13 protein-coding genes and 1 pseudogene are annotated in these 21,331 nt (G+C 58.1%); 12 read left to right on the top strand and 2 right to left on the bottom strand.

The genetic code is table 11. From position 1 onward, the window contains the following. Positions 1 to 8 precede the first annotated feature (8 nt). The gene (locus tag AC50YL_RS04000) at positions 9 to 1,049 is read left to right on the top strand and encodes a LacI family DNA-binding transcriptional regulator (RefSeq protein ID WP_494829468.1); all 1,041 of its coding nucleotides are present in this window, start codon (positions 9 to 11) and stop codon (positions 1,047 to 1,049) included. Between the two features lie 49 nt (positions 1,050 to 1,098). Beyond that, positions 1,099 to 1,797 (top strand): SDR family oxidoreductase, encoded by a 699-nt coding sequence (locus AC50YL_RS03995; RefSeq protein WP_494829466.1) that lies wholly within the window; start codon positions 1,099 to 1,101, stop codon positions 1,795 to 1,797. 8 nt (positions 1,798 to 1,805) lie between these two features. Here AC50YL_RS03995 and AC50YL_RS03990 read toward each other — a convergent pair whose 3' ends face one another. Continuing rightward, a complete protein-coding gene (locus AC50YL_RS03990; RefSeq protein WP_494829465.1) occupies positions 1,806 to 2,639 on the bottom strand; it encodes a 3-keto-disaccharide hydrolase in 834 nt (277 codons plus the stop codon). Between the two features lie 668 nt (positions 2,640 to 3,307). On the opposite strand from AC50YL_RS03990, the gene AC50YL_RS03985 reads away from it, so the two are divergent. The 7 genes from AC50YL_RS03985 (at position 3,308) to AC50YL_RS03955 (ending at position 9,898) form a co-directional block, all read left to right on the top strand. After that, positions 3,308 to 5,008, top strand: coding sequence for an extracellular solute-binding protein (locus tag AC50YL_RS03985; RefSeq protein ID WP_494829463.1), 1,701 nt, complete (start codon positions 3,308 to 3,310; stop codon positions 5,006 to 5,008). A 147-nt stretch (positions 5,009 to 5,155) separates the two neighbouring features. Continuing rightward, complete coding sequence (locus AC50YL_RS03980) at positions 5,156 to 6,016, top strand: ABC transporter permease (protein ID WP_494829797.1); 861 nt, start codon at positions 5,156 to 5,158, stop codon at positions 6,014 to 6,016. A 32-nt stretch (positions 6,017 to 6,048) separates the two neighbouring features. Then, a complete protein-coding gene (locus AC50YL_RS03975) occupies positions 6,049 to 6,930 on the top strand; it encodes a carbohydrate ABC transporter permease (RefSeq protein WP_494829461.1) in 882 nt (293 codons plus the stop codon). A gap of 19 nt (positions 6,931 to 6,949) precedes the next feature. Beyond that, positions 6,950 to 7,852 (top strand): NAD-dependent epimerase/dehydratase family protein, encoded by a 903-nt coding sequence (locus tag AC50YL_RS03970; protein WP_494829459.1) that lies wholly within the window; start codon positions 6,950 to 6,952, stop codon positions 7,850 to 7,852. 41 nt (positions 7,853 to 7,893) lie between these two features. Then, positions 7,894 to 8,346 carry a VOC family protein gene (locus tag AC50YL_RS03965; RefSeq protein ID WP_494829457.1) on the top strand — a complete coding sequence of 151 codons (453 nt, stop codon included), beginning with the start codon at positions 7,894 to 7,896 and terminating at the stop codon, positions 8,344 to 8,346. A 55-nt stretch (positions 8,347 to 8,401) separates the two neighbouring features. Continuing rightward, positions 8,402 to 9,283 (top strand): TolB family protein, encoded by an 882-nt coding sequence (locus AC50YL_RS03960; RefSeq protein WP_494829456.1) that lies wholly within the window; start codon positions 8,402 to 8,404, stop codon positions 9,281 to 9,283. Between the two features lie 171 nt (positions 9,284 to 9,454). Continuing rightward, complete coding sequence (locus tag AC50YL_RS03955) at positions 9,455 to 9,898, top strand: VOC family protein (RefSeq protein WP_494829454.1); 444 nt, start codon at positions 9,455 to 9,457, stop codon at positions 9,896 to 9,898. Between the two features lie 86 nt (positions 9,899 to 9,984). On the opposite strand, the gene AC50YL_RS03950 is transcribed toward AC50YL_RS03955, so the two are convergent. Next, the gene (locus tag AC50YL_RS03950; protein ID WP_494829453.1) at positions 9,985 to 15,927 is read right to left on the bottom strand and encodes a discoidin domain-containing protein; all 5,943 of its coding nucleotides are present in this window, start codon (positions 15,925 to 15,927) and stop codon (positions 9,985 to 9,987) included. Between the two features lie 599 nt (positions 15,928 to 16,526). Between AC50YL_RS03950 and AC50YL_RS03945 the strand changes: the two are divergent. The 3 genes and pseudogenes from AC50YL_RS03945 to AC50YL_RS03935 all read left to right on the top strand — a co-directional run. Beyond that, positions 16,527 to 16,673, top strand: a pseudogene (locus AC50YL_RS03945) (TetR/AcrR family transcriptional regulator); the annotation flags it as partial. A 48-nt stretch (positions 16,674 to 16,721) separates the two neighbouring features. Further along, the gene (locus AC50YL_RS03940) at positions 16,722 to 17,078 is read left to right on the top strand and encodes a hypothetical protein (RefSeq protein ID WP_494829806.1); all 357 of its coding nucleotides are present in this window, start codon (positions 16,722 to 16,724) and stop codon (positions 17,076 to 17,078) included. 479 nt (positions 17,079 to 17,557) lie between these two features. Continuing rightward, a complete protein-coding gene (locus AC50YL_RS03935; RefSeq protein WP_494829452.1) occupies positions 17,558 to 21,307 on the top strand; it encodes a S8 family serine peptidase in 3,750 nt (1,249 codons plus the stop codon). Positions 21,308 to 21,331: the final 24 nt, after the last annotated feature.

Below are 21,331 nucleotides of genomic sequence, written 5' to 3'. Positions count from 1 at the left end.
TGGGTACCATGAAAAAATCAGAGATCAACAGCACGGAGATCGCCAGGCTTGCCGGGGTATCCAGAAGCACGGTAAGCAGGGTAATCAACAATTATACCAACGTTCCTGCCGAAACGCGTGAAAAGGTTATGAAGGTGATCGAAGCGCATAACTATTTTCCTAATGTATCCGCTCAGGTTCTTGCGGGGAAGCGCGCCCGTACGATCGGCCTCTTTCTCTTCGGGCAGGGGAGAGTATCCGCAGACGTGCTGACGAATATGCTGATCGTCAGCGTGATCGAACATGCTTCCGAACACGGATATTACGTCCTGACGCACATCATCCGCGATGCCAAGGATACGGAAGTGGTCAAAAGCGTCATGGAAATCTTCTATCAGCGGCGGATCGACGGCGGCATCTTCATCGGCGCGGCGAATCGCGAGCCGTTCATCGAGGAATTGATCGCCGAAGGCTTCGTGGTCGGCGTCGTGGACCAGGAGCTTCCGGAGCAGCCCGAGCCCAACCGGATCGTTTCCAATTTCAACAATGATTCGGGCATGAAGCAGGCCGTGGCGTATCTGGCAGGGCTTGGCCATACCGGTATCGGAGTCATCAACGGCGATATGAACCGCCTGTCCGGAAAGACCAAATACGAAGGCTTCATGACGGCAATGCGCATGTGCGGCTTGCAGGTGAATCCGGATTGGGTGCTGGACGGCGATTTTCACGAGACGAGCGGTTACAATGCCGTTCAAACCCTCCTTCGCAGCGGGGTTAACCTGCCTACGGCGATCGTAGCGGCGAACGACAGCGTCGCGTTCGGCGCCATTCGGGCGCTCAAAGAACATGGGCTGCGCGTGCCGGAGGACCTATCGGTCATCGGATTCGACGATCATGCGATGAGCGAGAAGCATCACCCGGCCCTGACGACGATCCGCGTCGATCTTGGCGACATGTTGAAACGCATGACCGCCTTGCTGATCTCGACCATCGAACAGAAGACGTTGACGGTCAAGGAAATCACGCTGGATTGCAGTCTGGTCGTGAGGGACTCCTGCCGAAGAATCTGATTCTTCGCGCAGGAAATCAAGGAACAACCGAAGGGATGGGGAAGTTGGAATGAATATATTTATAACGGGCGCCAATCGCGGATTGGGCTTCGAAATCGCCGCCGAAGCGCTCGAGCGCGGGCATGCCGTCATCGCGGGCGTGCGCAATCCCTATGCGAAGGACGAGCGGTTGGCCGCGCTCGCGAGCAAATACGACAAGCGGATAGCGCTCGCCGCTCTGGACGTGACGGACGAAGCGGGAATCGCGGAACTCGCCGCTCGGCTGGGGCGCGAAGGAAAGACGCTCGGCGCGATCGTGAACAACGCGGCCATACTCGCGGCCCGCAACACCCCGATCGAAGCGCTTGACATGGACGACGTCATCCGTTCGTTCGATATCAATCTATTCGGACCGATGCGGGTGGCGAAGCATTTCCTGCCGCTGCTTACGGAGCCGGCTGCCGCGCTGATCAATATTTCCTCGGAAGCGGGCAGCATCACGCACGCTTATCCGGGCGACTATCCCTACGCGATCACGAAGACGGCGCTGAATATGTTCTCCCGGCAGCTCCTCGCTTACGTCAAGGAGCGCGGCATTCAGGTGCTCAGCGTTCATCCCGGCTGGATGAAGACGGATATGGGCGGAGAGAACGCGCCGACCGATCCGCGAGCGAGCGCGAAGGGCATCCTCGACTTGATCGAGCGTAAAGCGATTCCAGAAACGAAGTTCAATTTCGTCGATTACCGGGGTCAAGAAATGCCGATCTAATGCTGCGGCTATAACTCGCGAATCCGGATATTCCGCCATCGGCAAGCCGCATTCGCCGCCCAGCGCGCTTCGCCCATGCCGGGATCGTTATCATGGATTTCGAAGGCGATATGTCCTTTGGGGCCGAGCAAATCCCGGACCGCCGCGGGGTTATACAAGGGATGCCTGAGGGCAGCCGTGTCGATCTCGGAAATTTTCCCGTCGTTGATATGGACGGTGATTCGCGGAGAAGCGCCTTCGACGCGAATCCGGAAGGCGTTCCAATCGTCCCACTTCCATAGCGAGAGGAATTGCTCGCCGGTTGCCGCGTCGTCAAGAAGCGCGGGCTTGTCGGGGGTCATCGGCTCGATGGCGGTCGAAGGATCCTCCAATCTCAGCCCTACGGGACGGCCGTGCTCGTCGTACGCGGCGTCGAGGGTGAAATTGATGCCGTGGAAGCCTCCGATTCCGTTGCCGTATATCCCGCCGATATTGCCCGAACGGCGGTGATCCAGCAAAATCTGGAAGCCTTGGGAGCCGAGCGAGGAGGAGCGCACGAGGACCCCGGTATCCGCCGGCCAGTCCGGACGAGCCTCGAAGAGCAGCTCGAAATCGCCGTATACCCCGTCGCTGAGGAGATAACCGCCGTAACCGCAGCCGGGCGGATCCTGCCGTCCCGTGATGGCGCCATGCTCAACCGTCCATTTGCCCGTCGTCCGCATGGCGCGCCGGTAATGCTCGTCGTCCGGGTCCGGTACGGGTTCGCCCGGGGCGCGGGAAACGGGCAGGCGAGGGACGGAATGCCAGCCCGCGAGCGAATGTCCGTCAAAGATGGGGATGAAATCGGCCTTGTCGTTGTTCATGCCTATTGCCTCCTCAGGTACGGCGTGATGCTGGGAGCCGGGTCGGCGTGCGGCGCAAAAGCCGTTTGCGGGAAGACGCGAGGAGAGCGCCGGCCCCAGCTCAGCCGAGAAGCGGTTGCCGTTTTTTGTATTATAGCATAAACACGCGTTCACACAATGATGTTTTTGGTGGCTCATAAACTATTTTTGGAAAAGCTTAGAAATAAACGATTGACAGCGTTTTTGCAAGTTGTGTATTATGAGTCCGTAGACACGCGTTTACGAACACGAGGCATAAACGCTGCCGAACGCGACAGTCATTGCCGGGCAAACGCGATGCAACAATCTGTTTTACCGCCATTTATTTGCGTTTAGACATGGAAATTCGCATGATTGCGGTCCGGCAATCGGGGGATGCGTGCGGAAACGATGACGCTCTTTTTTTAACATCTTCATAAACGCGTGTTCAGGGTATTTTTCGTTTTTTTCGGCCAATTTAAACGCGTGTTCACACGGTTTGACGCGTATTTCCGAGAGGGGTGATGCCGCATGTAGTCGGCGGCGAATGCTTTGTGCAGAGTACGGATCAGTTCAGTTTTCGAACCCGTCTTGCGGGACCGGTTATCGGTTCTACCGCGGGCGAGAGTAAGCTGTAACAACGTAGCAACGATCATAAGGAGGAGTTGTGCGTGAAGAAGATAAAATCCGGTAGAGTTCTGCCGCATGTTATGGCGGGCTTGCTTATGGTTTTTGTCCTTTCAGCTTGTGAAACCGCTTCCACCGGATCCGATGATGGCAACGCCAAGGAAAATGCCGTTAATACGGGCAATGCCTCGGAGCCGACGGATGCCGACGGAAAGTATCAAGAACCGATCACGATGTCATGGGCCGTTCAAACCGCGGCAGCCTCCAAGCTCCTTGACAAAGACACCTGGGAAGATAATCGCTGGAGCCGTTTGATTAAAGATAAGCTCAATATCGATCTCAAGGTGGCCTTCTCTGCCGACAGCAGCACCGACGCCTACAAGAATAAGCTGAATGCCATCATTGCCTCGGGCGATCTGCCGGACGTATTCAAAACGCAGGACGCGAACGTATTCCTGCAGCTGGCGCAGAACGGCCAACTGGCCGATCTCACCGACGTCTTCGACAAATACGCGTCCGATTCGCTCAAGGCCTACAAGGAAAGATTCGCCGATTCGTTCGCGGGCGCAACGGTAGACGGCAAGCTTTACGCCATCCCGCGCATGAACGACAACTTTCACGAGGCGCCGTTCCTGTGGATACGCGAGGATTGGCTGAAAAATACCGGTTCCCAGCCGCCCAAGACCGTCGAAGAGATGGTCGCGCTCGCGGAGAAGTTCGCGACCGGCGATCCGGACGGCAACGGCATCGACGGCGACACGTACGGCCTTGCCCTGAACAAGGATCTCATCCGGCAAAATCACGGCAGCATCCTCGGCTTGGTCTCCGCGTTCGGCGTTCCGGGCCGCGACGAGAGCATGTTCTACCGCGACGGGAACGGCAAGATGACGTTTGCTTGGATCCAGCCGGACATGAAAGAAGCGCTAGCGGTGCTGGCCGATATGTATAAAAAAGGCTTGATCAACAAGGAATTTACGTCCAAGAACGAATCGGCGCTCGTCGAGGACATCACGAGCGGCAAGATCGGGATGGCGTACGGCAGCAACTGGGGCACGTGGTATCCGTACAACAACGTGTACAAGAAGGATGGCGTTATCGTCCGTCCGTACGCCATTCCCACGGAAGCTGGCCATGATTACAAGATCGGCATCGAGAGCAACGCGGTCGGTCAGATGACGATGGTCAGCGCGGAGTACAAACATCCCGAAGCCGCCATCAAGATCCTCGATTTGTACGATCAGACCGTCAATTATTCGACGAAGGAAGACTATCTCAAATACTGGGCGGATGAGCAATACAGACTTTCGCCGCTCTTTATCGACCAGCCGGGCGAAGTATACGCGGCCGATCTCCTGAAGGCCTTCGACAAAGGCTCTTCCGACGGTCTCGCTCCCGCCGCGAAGCCCTTGTACGATTATATCGCCGGCTTCGAGGACGGATCGCTTGCGAAGGACGACAATGCATTCGGCACCTGGGGGCAAATGTCCAAATCGGGATCGCTGCCGATCGTGCTGAACAAGTACATGCCGGATAACGCGATCGTCCAGAGCATCCTGGGCATTCAACGACCCGAAACCTGGCTGACGAACGTAGCTTCGCTGGATACGCTCACGATCACGGCCTTCACCGACATCATAACCGGCGCCAAGCCCGTCGATTATTTCGACAGCTTCGTGCAGCAATGGCTGAAAGCGGGCGGTCAGCAGACGCTCGACGAACTCGATACCATGTATCCGGCGAAATAACGCCTAAACATGGCCCGCGGCAGGAGCGTCCGCCGCGGGCTGCCGGAAGCGGCGGGATTGTCCAATTCGGTTAGAGGCGGTGGAGAACCGGTGTTTGCGAGTCTGAAACGAAAAGATAAGCTGGCTAGAGAGCTTCCTTTGTATTTCATGCTGCTTCCCGCGGTGGTTCTGGTGGCTATTTACAGCTATGGTTCCATGGCGGGCGTCGTAATCGCGTTCCAGAAGTTCATTCCGGCCAAAGGGCTGTTCGGGCATCAGCAGTGGGTCGGGTTCAAAAATTTCGCGACGTTGTTTTCCATGCCGAACATCGGCACGGTGATTCGGAATACGGTCGTCATCGCTTTGAGCAAGATGGTCGCGGGCGTCATTGTTCCGGTCGCGTTCGCGCTGCTGCTCAACGAGGTCAGAAGTCTGCTGACGAAGCGCATTTTTCAGACAGTGGTCTATTTGCCGCATTTCTTGTCTTGGGTCATCTTATCCGGCATTCTGATCAATCTGTTGTCGCCGAGCGAAGGGTTCGTCAATATCCTGCTCGCCAAGCTGGGGATCGAACCGATCTTCTTCCTTGGCAATCCGGACGCGTTCCCGGCCACGATGGTCGCGAGCGATATTTGGAAGAGCTTCGGGTTCGGATCGGTCATCTATCTGGCGGCCTTGACGGGGATCGACCCGGCGCTGTACGAAGCGGCGGTGATCGACGGCGCCAACCGCTGGCGCCAGACATGGCACATCACGCTGCCGGGCATCTCGTCCATCGTCGTGCTGATGAGCGTGCTCGGACTGGCCAATATTTTGAACGGCGGTTTCGACCAGATCTATAACATGTACAGCCCCGTGGTGTATTCCAGCGGCGACATCTTGGATACCTTCGTGTTCCGGCTGGGCATCGAGCAGGCGCAATACTCGCTTTCCACGGCCGCCGGCCTGTTCAAATCAGGGGTATCGATGATATTTATCGTGGCGTCGTATTACTTGGCCGACAAGTTTACCGGATATAAAGTCTTCTAGCGGAGGACGGGACAATGAGAATAAAGGCTTCCATGCCACGTAAGATCTTTCTTGTGTGCAATATGGCTTTCCTGCTGATCGTTGCCTTACTATGCCTGGCGCCGTTCATTAATTTGCTGGCGGTATCGTTCTCCGACAAAACCGCGGTGGCCGCGGGGGAGGTTACTTTTTTTCCGGTCGGCTTTACGACGATCTCTTATCAATTCATCACGAATACGTCGAAGTTTTTCATGTCGCTCGTGGTCTCGCTCCATCGAACGGCGATCGGCGTGCCGATCAATCTGCTGCTCATCATCCTGACGGCGTATCCGCTGTCCAAATCGAGATCGGATTTCCGGGCCCGCAGCCTGTTCTCCTGGTTCTTCGTCGTGACCATCCTGTTCAACGCCGGCTTGATTCCGACGTATATGGTGGTGAAATCCACCGGGTTGATCGATTCCGTCTGGTCGCTCGTATTGCCCGGCGCGCTTCCCGTGTTCAGCATGCTGGTCGTCATGAACTATATGCGCAGCCTGCCGAAGGAGCTGCTGGAGGCGGCGCACATGGACGGCGCGGGTCATCTGCAGACGCTGGTCCGGGTCGTGCTGCCGGTCTCGGCGCCGACGATCGCGACCGTCACGCTGTTCGCGTTCGTCGACCATTGGAACAGCTGGTTCGACGGGATGATTTACATGAACCAGATCCAGCATTATCCGCTGCAGACGTATTTGCAGACCGTTGTCGTGAATCCGGAGGAATTCATTCGCAACAACACCGACCTCAGCGGCAATTTGTCCAAATATTTGTCCATGGTCAGCGCACGCACGACGGGCGCGGCGCAAATGTTTTTGGCCATGATTCCGATTCTGTGCATCTATCCGTTCCTGCAGAAGTATTTCACGACCGGACTCGTCATGGGCAGCGTCAAGGAATGATACGGGGAGGAGCCATAACGTGAACATATTCATTACCGGAGGCACCGGCTTTATCGGGTCGTACGTCGTCAAGGAGCTGCTGTCGCATGGCCATTCGCTCACGCTCCTTGCCAGGAACGCCAATAAGGTCCCGGGTTTTGCGGGCCGCGAGCGCATCCGTTTCGTGACCGGAACGATGGCCGATTCGGATGCGATCGCGGCAGGGCTCGAGGGACAGGACGCATGCGTCCACGTCGCGCTTTCGTGGCTCGACGGGACGGCGGTCGAGAACGCCGTCAACGAAACGCTCCCCTCGATCCGCCTGTTCCAGGCGGCGGCGGAAGCGGGAGTCCGCAAGATCGTGTATACATCGTCCATCGCGAGCTTCGGCTCGGCGCCGAATGACGATCGGGGCTATATCAAGCCGTCGTCGTACTATGGCGCCACCAAGGCGGCAACGGAAGCTTATCTTATGGCCATCGCCCAGCAATTTCGCCTGCAGGCGAATATCGTGCGGCCGGGCTATACGTTCGGCAATCCCTGCGTTGAGGGCGGTCCGCTCTATCCCGACCTGAAGCTTGTCCGTATGGTACGGAGCGCCCTGGCCAACGAACCGATGTCCTTCGTCAAGCATGACGGCACGCAATTCATCTGGGCGGGCGATCTTGCGAAGGTATACGCGGCACTGCTTCATTCCGACGAGCTGAACCGCGGCTATTATACCGCCGTCAGCACCGAGTTTCGTACTTGGGCCGAGATCGCGCAAATGGCGGTCGACCTCATGGGCTCCGAGAGCCGGATACTGCTCGAGGACAAAGGCCGTCCCGATCCCGGGGCCATGCCCATCGACGTCTCGCAGATCAAACAAACGTTCGGATTCGCCTTCAAGGCAGACGCGTACATGAAGGCGCATCTTCAACATTTGGGCACACTGGAGAAGTAAGGAAATTTATTCTATACGAACGAGACAAGGAAGGTGCTTATATGGAAAACAATATCAGCTTCGACGGGTTTATTCAGATCGCGCTCGTCGTGAAAGACATCCAAAAGACGGCCGAGACATGGGCCGAATTTTTCAATATCCCCGTGCCCGAGATTCAAAATCATGCGCCGGCAAATAACCCGGAATTGACTTATCGCGGACAACCCGCGTATTACGGGCTCAAGTTCGCCGTTATCAAGGCCGGCAATTTCGTCATTGAACTGCACGAACCGGACGAGCACGACAGCACGTTCCGCGAGTTTCTGGACAAGCACGGCAACGGCGTGCATCATCTGGGTTTCCAAGTCGGGGACAAGCGCGATGCGGTCATCGGCGAGCTGGAAGAGATGGGCTATGCGATGCGCACGATCGGCTTCTACCCGGGCAGCAGCTGGACGATCGTTGACAGCGAGGACGATTTGGGCGTTAATTTGAATATCAAGCCGCGGGCTTAACCCGCGGTCATCCAAGAATAGCGGCGAGAGAATCGAAACTTAAGGAGACTAGACGATGAATACACTATCGGAACCACGCAAAGAAACAGGCAGGAACGTGATCAGCATCCTGGAAACGATCGACGTGCGCAGCGGCGAGCGCAATGTCTTGAAGGTATTCGATTACTTGATCGAGGCGCCGAATTGGACCGGCGACGGCCGGCGTCTCGTCTATAACAGCCTGGGGTACCTGTACGCGTACGACATCGCGACGGGGGAAAGCACGGTCATCGAATCGGGCTACGCCGTGCAATGCAACAACGACCATGTGCTGTCGCCCGACAACGCGCGGGTCGCGGTCAGCCATCATACCTACGAGGACGGACAGTCCCGCATTTATACGTTCCCGCTGGCGGGCGGCGAACCGCTGCTCGTCACGCCGATGGCTCCGAGCTACCTGCACGGCTGGTCGCCGGACGGAAGCACGCTGGCGTATTGCGCGGAGCGCAACGGGGAGTACGATATCTATACGATTCCCGTCGATGGCGGCATCGAAACGCAGCTGACGAACGTGCCCGGGCTTAATGACGGTCCCGAATATTCGCCGGACGGCAAACACATCTGGTTCAATTCGGTGCGTTCCGGCTTGATGCAGGTGTGGCGCATGAACGCCGACGGCAGCGAACAAGTCCAAATGACGTTCGACGAGAGCAACAGCTGGTTCCCGCACGTATCCCCGGACGGACAATCGATCGCCTACATTACGTATGGCAAGGACGATGTCGCTCCCGGAGACCATCCCGCGAACAAGCAGGTCGAAATTCGCTTCATGTCGAGCGCCGGCGGCGAGTTCCGCACGCTCGTCGAGCTGTTCGGCGGACAGGGCACCTTGAACGTCAATTCCTGGTCGCCCGACAGCGGCCGACTGGCTTTCGTCAGCTACAGGGTGAAAGAATAGAGAATGGCCGGACAGTACGGTCGGCACGAGGGAGTCGAGAGTGAGTTTGCGCGGTCAGCCTATTAATGAAGCAATGACTTGCGGCTGGTCACGAGATCGTATTGCGGGACGTAACCCCGTAAACGGGGAGATTCCTAATAAATCATTACGCAAATTCGAGGAGGTACGCGCATGGAAAACACGATCCTTCAAACAACCTTGGTTTGCCAGATCGCGATGATCGTTCGGGACGTGGAGAAAGCTACCGCACGCTTCGCCGAGCTGCTCGGCGTTCCCGCCCCGGCCGTCATCATGGCGAACGAAGACGGCAGCGATACGGTGACGTACATGGGACAGCCGACGAAAGGCAGAGTCAGATTGTCCTTCTTTCATATGGAGAATCTCGTCGTCGAATTCATCGAGCCTACGGAAGACCCGACCACCTGGAAGGAATTTCTCGACACCAAAGGTCCCGGCGTGCATCACATCGCCTTCAAGGCGAAGAACCGCATGCTCGAAACGGCCGCGAAGCTGGAGGCCTTCGGATATCCCCTCATTCAGAACGGCGATAAATACGCCTATGTGGAAAGCACGGGCGATCTGGGCGTCATTCTTGAACTCCTCGACGTGGATTAACCCAACGAACGGCAAAGGGCCGGGAAGCACCTGCTATCAGGTGTTCCCGGCCCTTGTTGTTTTGGTTTGCGTCAAGTTTTCGCGGCTTAAGCGAAAACTTCCAGTTCGAATAGCGAGTAACCGTATTGCGTATTGCGCTGCGTGCCGGTCACTTTCACGTAACGGGCTTCGGTCGGCGCGATGAAGATATTGTCGATGCCGCCGTCGCCGGTCGCCGTGGCGTAGACCTTCGTCCACGTCTCGCCGTCCGTCGACACCTCGATCGCATATTCCTTAGCGGAGGCATTTTCCCAGTTCAGCAGCACGCGGCTTACCGTGGAGACCGAGCCAAGGTCGACGCTGATCCATTGCGGATCGGTGAACGCCGATTCCCAGCGTGTGCTCTTGTCGCCGTCCACGGCGCGGTCGCCCCCCTGCAGCGGATTCTCGGACGTGGCCGTCGGCTTGTTCAGCGCCAGGTTCGTCGACGGCAATACCGGCTGCACGACGATGTCGCCCTTATAGCCGACTGCCTGCACCGTCACTTGATACGGCTTGGCCTCGGTGAACAAAGCCGCGTTCAGCGTTAGCTTGCCTGCGGTTACCGCGTACTGGTCGGCGCGAATCGCAGCGCCGTTCAGCTCGACCGCGTTGATCGCGCCGCGCCACGCTTGGTCGTCCGCGAACGTCAGCTCGATCGGCTTGCCGAGGACGTTATCCGCGTCGTCCGCCTGCAGCGCCGGTCCGGCGAGCGGCGCTTTGTCGCCCGCGTACACCTCGAGCTCCCAGAGGGAGAAGCCGTAAGGCGTGCCGCGCGTGATGCCGTTCATTTTGACGTAACGGGCGCTGACGGGATCGAACGAGAGGTCGTCGATGCCGCCGTTGCCGTTCTCGGTCGCGTACACCGTCGTCCACGTCTCGCCGTCGAGGGAAACGTCGATCGTGTACGCTTTGCCGTACGCGTTCTCCCAGTTCAGGACGACGCGGTTGATCGTCTTGGCGGCGCCGAGGTCGACGCTCATCCATTGATTGTCCGCGAAGGCCGACTCCCAACGGCGGTCGAATCTGCCGTCGACCGCGTCGGCGCTCGAACGGTGGTAGTCCGGCGAAGAGGCCGTCGGCCGGTTAAATGCCAGGTTGAGCGGGTTCGGATTCGTCTGATCCGGGTTGTGTCCCGGGTCTTGTCCCGGATTCTGCCCCGGATTCTGGTTCGGGTCGTTTTTGGCCGCGACCGTTTGCTGCACGACCGCGTCCGCGTAATCCTTCGCTTCGACCGTGATCGCATACGCGCCGGCTTTGGCGAACAAGCCCGCGTTCAGCGCGAGTTTGCCTTCGGTTACCGCGTACTGGCCCGCGCCGATCGCGATGCCGTCGAGCTTGACGGCGTTGATCGCGTCTCTCCATGCCGCGTCGTCGTCGAACGTGACGACGATCGGCTGGCCGACGACCGCGTCCGTCGTATCGGCGTTCAGCTCCGGCGCGCTCGGCAAGCCGTCGGCGTCGCCGTACACTTCCAATTCATAGAGCGAGAAGCCGTAGTTCGTCGTGCGTTCCGTGCCGTTCACTTTCACGTAGCGCGCGCTGACCGGCAGGAAACCGATATCGATCGTGCCGGGTTTGCCGTTCGTCGTGGCATAGACGGTTTTCCATGCTTTGCCGTCGGCGGACACGTCGACCGTGTAGCTCTTGCCGGCGGCGTTCTCCCAGTTCAGCAGCACGCGGCTGATGACGTTCTCCGCACCCAGGTCGACCGCGATGAATTGCGGGTCGCTGAAGTCGGATTCCCAGCGGGTGTTCTTGTTGCCGTCTACCGCGTATTTGCCCGGCTGCTTCGCGCCGTCCGACGTCGTCGCCGGCTTGCGGAGAGCGAGGTTGACGTTCGAGCCCGTGACGATCGTTTGCTTGACGGCGGTATTCGCGAAGCCTTTCGATTCGACCGTGATGTCGTAGCTGCCGGCTTTCGGGAACAGCGAGCCGTCGAGCGCGATGCGGCCCGGCGATACTTGAACCTTGCCGGCTTCCGCCGGCGTGCCGTTAACGTTCACGGCCGTGATCGCCGTCCGCCAATCCGCGACATCGTCGAAGCCGATGACGATCGGCTGTCCGGCGCGGTTCATGGTGGCGTCCGCGGTCAATTCCGGCGCGTCAAGCGCGCCGGCCGGCGTGCCGTACACCTCGAGCTCCCAGAGGGAGTAGCCGTAGTTCGTCGTCCGCGATGTGCCGTTTACCTTGACGTAACGGGCGTTCTCGGCCGCGAACGTAATGTCGTCGATACCTTCGTGGCCGCGCGTCGTGCTATAGACGGTCTTCCATTTATTGCCGTCCGTGGACACTTGAACCGTGTAATCCTTACCCGCGGCGTTTTCCCAATTCAGGCGGACGCGGCTGACTTTATACTCGGACTTCAGGTTGACCGTGATGAACTGCGGGTCGCTGAACGCGGACTCCCAGCGCGTGTCGGCTTTGCCGTCGACCGCGAAGGCGCCGGCCTTGTTCGCGTTGCCGGACGTCGCCGCCGGCTTGTTCAGTGCTAGGTTCGCGGTGCTGTTCGTCGTGACGATCTGCTTGATCGTCGCGTCCGGATAACCGGCCGCTTGCACGGTAATGTCGTAGCCGGCTTCGATCGGGAACGCGGACGCGTCAAGCGCGATTTTGCCCGCTTGCACGCGATAGTTCGAAGCGTCGACGCTTACGCCGTTCACCTTCACGGCGCCGATGGCTTGCCGCCATGCCGCGTTGTCGGCGAACGTCAATTCGACCGGCTGGCCGACGATGTTTTGCGTCGTATCGGCCGTCAGGCGAGGCGGGATCGCTTGATCCAGATCCGTCGCTTTCGTCGGATCGACCTTGACCAGCGACTTGGCGCCTACAGTGGCGGAGCCGGTCACGCCGGCGGCGTTATGGAACGTCACGGCGATCGGCGCGTTCGTCGGATTCCAGATCATCGCCGTGTAAGCCGCGCCTTTCTTGTAGACCGTGGCGCCGGACCAGCCGGTTGCCCAGATGTCCGTCGTGCGCTGGCCGAGCGTCGCCATGTTGTGCACGAACCAGTACGTGTCGAAAATCTCGTTCTTCTGCGTGCCTTCGACGGTGAATTTGTCCAGCACCGCCTGCGGGTCGCTCAGCGACTCGATCGGCCAGACGATGTGCTGCCACGCGTCCTCCGGACCTTCGTTGTCCGCGACCATGCCGTCGTACAGGCCGGCGGCTTTCTGCGGATCGAAGCCGTAGCTCGTCAAATATTCGCCGGTCGGCAGCCAGTGGATGCCGTAAACGTTGACCGGATCGCCGCTGAAGAACGTGCCGAAGTTATACGCGCTGCCGTAAACTTGGCCTGTCGACTTGTGGTCGAACGCCGGCAGCCAGTTGTCGCCGTCGTAGTTGAACCAGTACTGCTCGACGGCCTTCAGCTCGGTCGTGAAGCCGTAGATGGCGATGTCGCGGTAATCATTGTTGCCGGACAGCAGCCCCCACATGTACTCGCCGACCCAGCCGAACAGCGATTCGCCCGCGGCTTCCTGGTTGTTGCCGTTGTTGTTGTCCCCGTATCCGCCGGCCCACGAATGGCCTTCGTACGGATCGAAGTTGCGCAGGAACGGATACTGCGGGTCGTTCTTCGACGGGTTGGCGTAATCCCGCACGAGCTGCTCGACCATGCCGCCGTAGTTGTCCTTGAAGTCCTGGTCGTAGGTCGCCAGGATCGCGGAAGCGAACACGTAGTAGCCGTACGTGAAGTGGTGGTCCGTCAGGCCGGTGTTGGCGCCGAACTCGCTCGATTTGTAGTACATCGTGCCCCACGTCGGGTCATAATACATGAAATAGTCCGGTTCGCCCTTCGTGTACGTGTACCAATCGGTCAGGATCGTGCGCAGGCGGCCGAGGAACATGTTCTTGTAGGCGTCGTCGCCGATCTGATCCGCGATCAGCACGCCCATGGCGAGCGGATGCAGCACCTTGCCCTGCCAGTACGCGTCGCCGGACATGACGTTCTTCGACGTCGATTCGTCGAGGTAGGCGAGCTGCTCCAGCAGCGCGTCGCGCGAATACGTCGGGTCGCCCGGTTCCGTGAACTGCGGCACGATGCCGTAGAACCGGTCCGTCGTCGTGAAGTCGTTGCCTTCATGCAGCTTCAGCGTACCCCGGATCGACGGATACGACAGCGCCGTCAGCGGCGATGCGGTTTGCTTCCATTGATGCGGCAGCAGCGCCATCAACGTCGTGTGCGCGAGATCCGTCCGCTTCAGGTCGATCGTCGCTTCGAACTTGGTCGTCACTTCGGACGTCGCTTCGTCGAAGCCCGGCGTGACCGTCGTCTTCGCGACGAACGCGTAACCGTGTTGATAGAAATAGTTCAGGTCGCTTGCCGCCGGCATCGCGGCCAGGGACAGGTAATGCGCCCCCCCGCCGAGGCGGATCTTGACCTTGTTGCCGACTTTGATGAACGTGGAGCCTTCCGGCGCGAAGACGCCGTAGTGGCGCACGACGGTCTTCTGCTCCGGCGAGCCGTCGACGTTGGTGACGGTGAAGCCGATGTGGTCCGTCGTCAGCGAGGCGCCGTCGGCCGCGAGCACGGGTTTGCCGTCGTCGCCGAAGAACGTCGTGGCGACCGGGAAGTACAGGTTCGGCGTCGTCGGATCGCTGAACTCCGAATACAGGTACGGCGAGCCTTTGACGAGGGTCGTTTCCATCTTCTTCGTGTCGTTGTCGCTGAACACGACGGTCGCGGACCAGTCGCTGTAGCCGGAGACGACGTTCTTGGCGCGCGAGGCGCCGATGTTGCCGGCCGAGAGGAAGAAGTCCGGCGCGCCGTCCGCGGCTTGCGAATTGCCGTCCTTGTTGACCCAGCCCGCGCCCGGGTTCAGGATGCCGAGGCCTTGCGAGGTGTATTTGGACTTGAGCGGAAGCGTTACGAGGCTGTCGCTCAGGTTCTTGATCAGCACGGATTGCCACCAGTCGTTGGAGGCGATCGGAGCCGCTACGTCGGCCGTCTTGTTGACCGGCGGACGCGGCTGCGGCATCGAGATGTCGCTCGTCAGGTAGCTGCCTTCGCCGACGTCCACGACGGACGCGGTCGGCAGCGCCGGAATATCATAGACCGGCTTCGTGTCGCCCGGCACATAGTCGTACACGTTGAAGTCATACAAGGAGTAGCCGTAGCTCGTCGTCCGGCTGATGCCTGTCATCCGCACGTAGCGTCCGCTGGCGTAGATCGGCGTGTCCATCCAGCCTTCGTGGCCGTTCATCTCGCGATATACCGTCGTCCAATGCTCGGCATCGTCGGATACCTGCAGGTCGTATACCCGGCCTGCCGCGTTTTCCCAGTTCAGGCGCACGCGGCCGATCTCGCGGACGCTGCCGAGGTCGACGTAGAGCGATTCGTCGCTGGTATCGTGGGAGGACCAACGCGTCTTCGGATCTCCGTCAACGGCGTATTCCGGGAGCAGGAGCGGTTTATCTTTATCCGGTACTTGGTAAGAGGAGGCGACGACCGGTTTGTTCAAGGCGACATCCGGGCCAAGCACGACCGGCTGCGGATTGCTGCCGCCGGTGCCGTATACCTCGAATTCATGCAGCGAGACGCCGTAATTGCCGGAGCGCTGCAGCGACAGCATGCGGATATAGCGGCCGGAACCCGTCAACGCGATCGTGTCCACGCCTCCGTCGCCGGCGGCATCGCTGTAAATGTCCCTCCACTCCGACTCATCGTCGGAGACTTGAATCTTGTACGATTTGGAGTAGGCGTTCTCCCAACGGAGAATGACCTTGTCGATGGTCGCGGGGGCGCCGAGGTCGACGTAGATCCATTGCTGGCCGGCGCTGAACGCGCTGCCCCAGCGAGAGTCCAAGTCTCCGTCCACCGCCTTGTCGGGCGACAGGCCGCCTTCCATCGACGAAGCATAAGCTGCGCCTTCATAGGATAGCAGATGAGACGAGCTTGCGGCCTGCGCGGCAGGCTGCATGTTCAACGAGCCAATCAGCATAGCGGCAGTGATGGAGAGCGAAGTGAGCGGCATACGTGACTTGGTAATGCGTTTAGCAAGTGAACCCATACTTATTTTTCCTCCTCTGAAAGTACCCCTAAGGGCTTGAATCGAGACGCGCCGTCGGCGCGTATGAAACTTTCATCCTCATTTCGGGGACCTCCCGTTTCACAGCGTCATTATATTCTGTCGATTTAACGAGAACAATGGGCGTTATTGCCTAGTAATGGAAGACGCAACGGGTCCTTATGGCTATACTTGGAAAACGGTTCGAGGCTGGTTCTAGTGCATTCGGTTAGTATTACAAGCGCGATAGGGAACGTCCGATCCCGATGTTTGGCGCGAATGGAAGGGGATTCTCGGCGTGAACGTCGGCTTTATAGGCGGATAGGTACTTTGGCCTGCTAGAGGCGGGTCCCGCGTCGATAGGGAGCAGGCGGACCGAGCAAGACTTAAGAAAGACTTTAGGAAAATTTTTCGGTGATCGCTTCAATCTATGGGCATGCGTTTCATGTTTTCCGTATTTTGGAATAAAATAAACGGGCGAATCCGATATAGACGAACAAAGCGGCTGCACGTATGGCAGCCGCTTTGTTCTATAATGGTAAGCCTTTACATGGAGGATGCTGGCGCTTGACTCTGATTTATAACTACGCAATACTTATTGGATGGAAAACAGGAAATCGCAAATCATCAAATTGGCCATAACGTTAATTCAACGGAAAGGCTACTCCGCCTTCAGCTATGACGACATCTCAAAACATTTCGGAGTTACGAAAGCAAGCATCCACTATCATTTCGAAAAGAAGGCAGACCTTGGCCTTGCCGTAGCAGAGCAGCTTTACCACAGGCTGAACGAATTCATGGCGTTTATTCAGCGCTCGCCTAAATCGGCGGAGGAGAAGCTGGTCGCGTTTGTATGCCTGCAAAACGAGCGGTACGCGGAGCAGGATATTTGTCCGGTATCTTCCTTGCAAGCCGATTACGTACAGCTGCCGGAAGCGCTGAAACAGAAAATTCAGGCGATTTGTCAATTGGAGCTTTCGATCATCGATGAAATCGTAGCCGAGAAAACGACGGATCCCGCAACCGATACGCGCGCATTGGCGATCACGATCCTGTCCGCCGTCAAAGGCGCGCTGCAATATAGACGGACGATGTGCGAGAATTTTTATTCCGAAGTTTCGTACGGAATCGCCCGTTTGCTAAAAAACGCATAGTCGCGCCGTTGCGCGCATCGACGAATGGGCTGCCTATTGGCAGCCTGTTTTTTCGTGCCAAATTGCCTACGGCGCGGATGAATCGCGGTTGACATTTCGAGAATTTTGTCGATTTATGTCATGTAATATAACACGAATTTCCTGTTTATGTATAGAATTTTTCGTATAAGTTTAAAAATATAAATTTCTTGACGTTTCCAATGGCGGAAATATATAATTTCCTCAGATTCATGCGAATTGTGTCACAATATCTGACGTTGATTATCCAAAGACAGAAGAGGTGGTCGCATTACGATAATCCAATCATATCGAAAGTCCTAATCCCCTTTTAACAGAATAGAAGCGGGGTTTTATTCTGTTGTCCGCTATTTACCTACTAGTAAGTTTGATTCGCGCCGCTAGACTCGTCGGGTGACGCGGCGCACGATGGAAGAGTTCCGTCACGTAGAATTCCAATTGCGACAGAAGGAGCGAAACGCTTGAAAAGTAGAGTGGCAAGACATGCTTTCACGATGTTGCTTTCCGGGTCATTGGCTATCGGCCTGCTTCCCCATGCGATGTCCGCCGAAGCGGAGACGGGCGATCCGGCAGGAGCGTCGATACGGGCGAGCGAAGCATTCGGGAATTGGCCTCCCCTTGCATCGTCGGCGGGAAATCGAGTTATCGTGAAATACAAGGACGGCGCGAATGCGTCCCGGATCCACGCGGAGAACGGCGTATCGGCGTCGTGGTTCCTGTCGCAATCGAACACGGAAGTCATGGAAGTGGCTTCGAAAGCGGATGCGGCGAGCGTTGTCGCCAAATTGAAGGAGGATCCGTCCGTGCTCTTCGCCGAACCGGACATGAAGATCAAACGGCATGCGCCTCTCGTTCCCAAGCCGGACGCCTCTCAACCCGCCGGACCGGCCAAGGCGCCCGGACCCGGTCAAAGCGGCGTCCTGGCGGGAGCGACGCCGACGAAGGCTGCGGCGGGATCGGCCGCGTCCATGGCTTCCGCTTCCATCCCGAACGACCCGGAGTTCGTGAACCAATGGGGCTTACATAACGAAGGACAGGGAATCGACGGCGCATACGGAACGCCGATATTCGGAACGTGGGATGTCGACATCGACGCGCCCGAGGCTTGGAACATCACGAAAGGAACGTCCGATACGGTCGTGGCGGTTTTGGATACGGGGATCGATATCGAGCATCCCGATTTGAAGGACAGCATCTGGACGAACGCGGGGGAAGTTCCCGGCAACGGCATCGACGACGACGGGAACGGTTTCGTCGACGACGTTCACGGATGGAACTTTTATGGAAACGACAATTCGCCGTACAGCGTCTACGACGACGATTTTTACGGCACGCAGGCAGCAGGCATATTGGCGGCGTCCAACGATAACGGCGTCGGAATTTCCGGCGTCGCGCCCGGCGTCAAGATCATGCCGATGAAGGTGATGGGCTTGGACGGCGGTTATGTATCGGATGCCTTGCTGGCCATCGATTACGCCGAACGCATGGGTGCCAGAATCGCCAATATCAGCTGGTCGATCGAAGGGTACAGCCAGGCGCTAAAGGAAGCGATCGACGATTCCTCCATGCTGTTCGTCGCCAGCGCCGGCGAGGAAGAAGTCAACATCAATAAGGACAACTTTCCGGAGTACCCGGCGTCCTACGACAGCGACAATATTCTGTCCGTTGCCGGCGGCGACATGGACGGAAGCTGGTATGGCGTCTTCGGACAAAAGACGGTGGATATCGCGGCGCCTGCCTCGAAAGTGCTCACGACGGTACCGACGAGAAATCCGGGTGTCGGCGCGCAGATCGACAACGGCACCTACAAAGCGATCTACAATGAAGTTGGCTTCGAAGGGATGGGTATCGGCGACCCTTCGGCGAATCATCAGGACGCTTTCGATAAAGCGCTCGCGTATTTGGGGAAACCGGACGGCAGCGCCTCGTCCGTGCTGCTGGTAGCGGACGAAGAGCTTACGAACCGCAGCGGGTATAGCTCTTTGCCGAGTTATCAAGCGATGCTCGATGCCGCGGGCGTCTCGTACGATCTCGCCAACGTGCAAATCGGGGAAGACGGTCCGTCACCGGAGACATTGAACCAGTACGATATCGTCATCTGGTTCTCGGGCTATGCCTTCGGCGCCATGCCGAACGGGGACGCGACGACGGTTCTGCGGAATGCGGACCAGGCGAATTTGACGTCGTATCTGAATGACGGCGGACATTTGATGTTATTGGGCAATGGCATGCTTGCCAATATCGAGCGCAGCGCCTTCGTGACCCAAATGCTGCACCTGGACTTTATCCGCTATGATTTTGATCGCGGTTCTGGCGACATCAGCGAATGGACTGCTGCCGACGGTCAGACCGGAACGATCTACGACGGACAGCAGTATGCCATCTCGGGCATCGCGTTTGCGGACTATCAGTCCAATGACGACGCCATAACAACGACCAACCTGGCCGTTCCGATGCCGGATTACAATTATGCTTTCGACACCTATTTGGCTCCGCCGTTCGCTTCGGGCGTAGCCGCGCTCATCCTTAGTCAGGACCCGTCCATGAAGGCCGAGGCTGTCAAGGAACGTATCATTCTCGCCGGCAAACACCTCGACAAGATGAAAATCTCCGACAACGACAACAACGAGATCGAGGTGAACAACGGCAAATTCGTCGATGCGTTCAGGTCGGTCAGCGACGACGACGCGCCGGGCAAACCGCTGAAAGCCCTTCAGACGGATGCGCTCGATATCATGGACGATCATCAGGACTTCTACTATATCCATCTGAACGCCGGCGATAAGGTGAACCTGTCGCTGACGGGGGAAGCCGGCGCGAATTTCGCGATGTCGCTCTATAATCCAGCCCTGAAATCCTGGACCGACTGGGACGCGAACGACAAGATACTCGCATCTGCGATGTCGGGAAGCGCCCCGGGCGCAATCGCTTATCAAGCCCAGGAGACCGGCTACTATTACGTGGGCGTCTTCATTACCGGCACTTCGGGCGCATACACGCTCGCCGCGGGATTGGAAGCGAGCAATACGGTCGGCACTTACGAGGATAAGGACGCGGCCCTCGGCTTCGACGGCCCGTGGACCGAGAAATCGGATGCCGCCTATTCCGGCGGAACGATCAAGACCATCGATGCCTCGGGCAACGCGAAATTCGCTTTCACCGGAAGCCAAATCGAGCTGCTGGCCCTAAAGGACGACACGATGGGCATCGCGGACGTCTACGTCGACGGGGTCAAAAAGGCTTCGCCTTCCATGTATGGCGAGACGGCGCAAGCCCGGCAATCGGTCTTCAAGCAATCGCTGCCGTACGGCTATCATACGATTCAAGTGAACTGGACCGGCAAATCCGATCCTGCGGCGAAACGGACGGTCCATGCGGTGAACATCGACGCGTTCCTTGTCGGCGACGGCGGCGACAGCTATACGACCGTCGCGGAGGAGAACGATTCCGCCTTCAACTATGAGGGCATCTGGGCTTGGCAGTCGGATGCCAAGTACTCGGGCGGTCATGCGGAAGTGACGGACAGCGCGGGCGCGTACGCCGAATTTTCGTTCACGGGCACGGCAGTGGCCTTGAAGGCGGCCAAGACGCCGATGAGCGGCAAAGTCACGATCATGATCGACGATCTGCCCGAGACGGCGAAGACGATCGACTTATACAGTCCGTCTGCGCAATACCAGGTTTCCGTATTCGAGTCCGGCGCGCTGGCAAGCGGCCGCCACGTGCTTCGGATCGTGAACGTGCATGCGAAGAACGAGAAGTCCGGCGGCTATAGCAGCAACGTCGATGCCGTCGTCGTGACGAAGCCGGCTGCGGAAGCGATCACGAAGGTCTATCAGGATACGAACGCTTTCGTGAAGTTCAACGGCGTCTGGACGCTTCACCTGTCCAATAAAAATTCCGGCAGCAGCGCGAAATATTCCGACGCGGCCGGCAATTCCGCGCAGCTTTCCTTCCAGGGCACGAAGGTCAAGCTGCTTGCTCAAACCGGCGCGAACAGAGGCAAGGCCGACATTTATATCGACGGCGATCTCGCGACCCCGGAACCGGTAGATTTGTACAGCGAGCAGTTCCGCTATCAGGTTCCCGTGTTCGAATCGGACGCCCTGCCGTTCGGCACCCATATCGTGAAAATCGTGAATGCGGGAGACAAAAACGCTGCTTCTTCCGGCCGCATTATCGCGATCGATGCTTTCATCGTAACGAAATAAACCCGAGAACCGCAGGCATCGCCG

Source organism: Paenibacillus sp. J22P277 (genome assembly GCF_059383675.1).
Note: the sequence above shows the minus strand (reverse complement) of the source record. Positions and strands in the feature narration are given on the sequence as shown.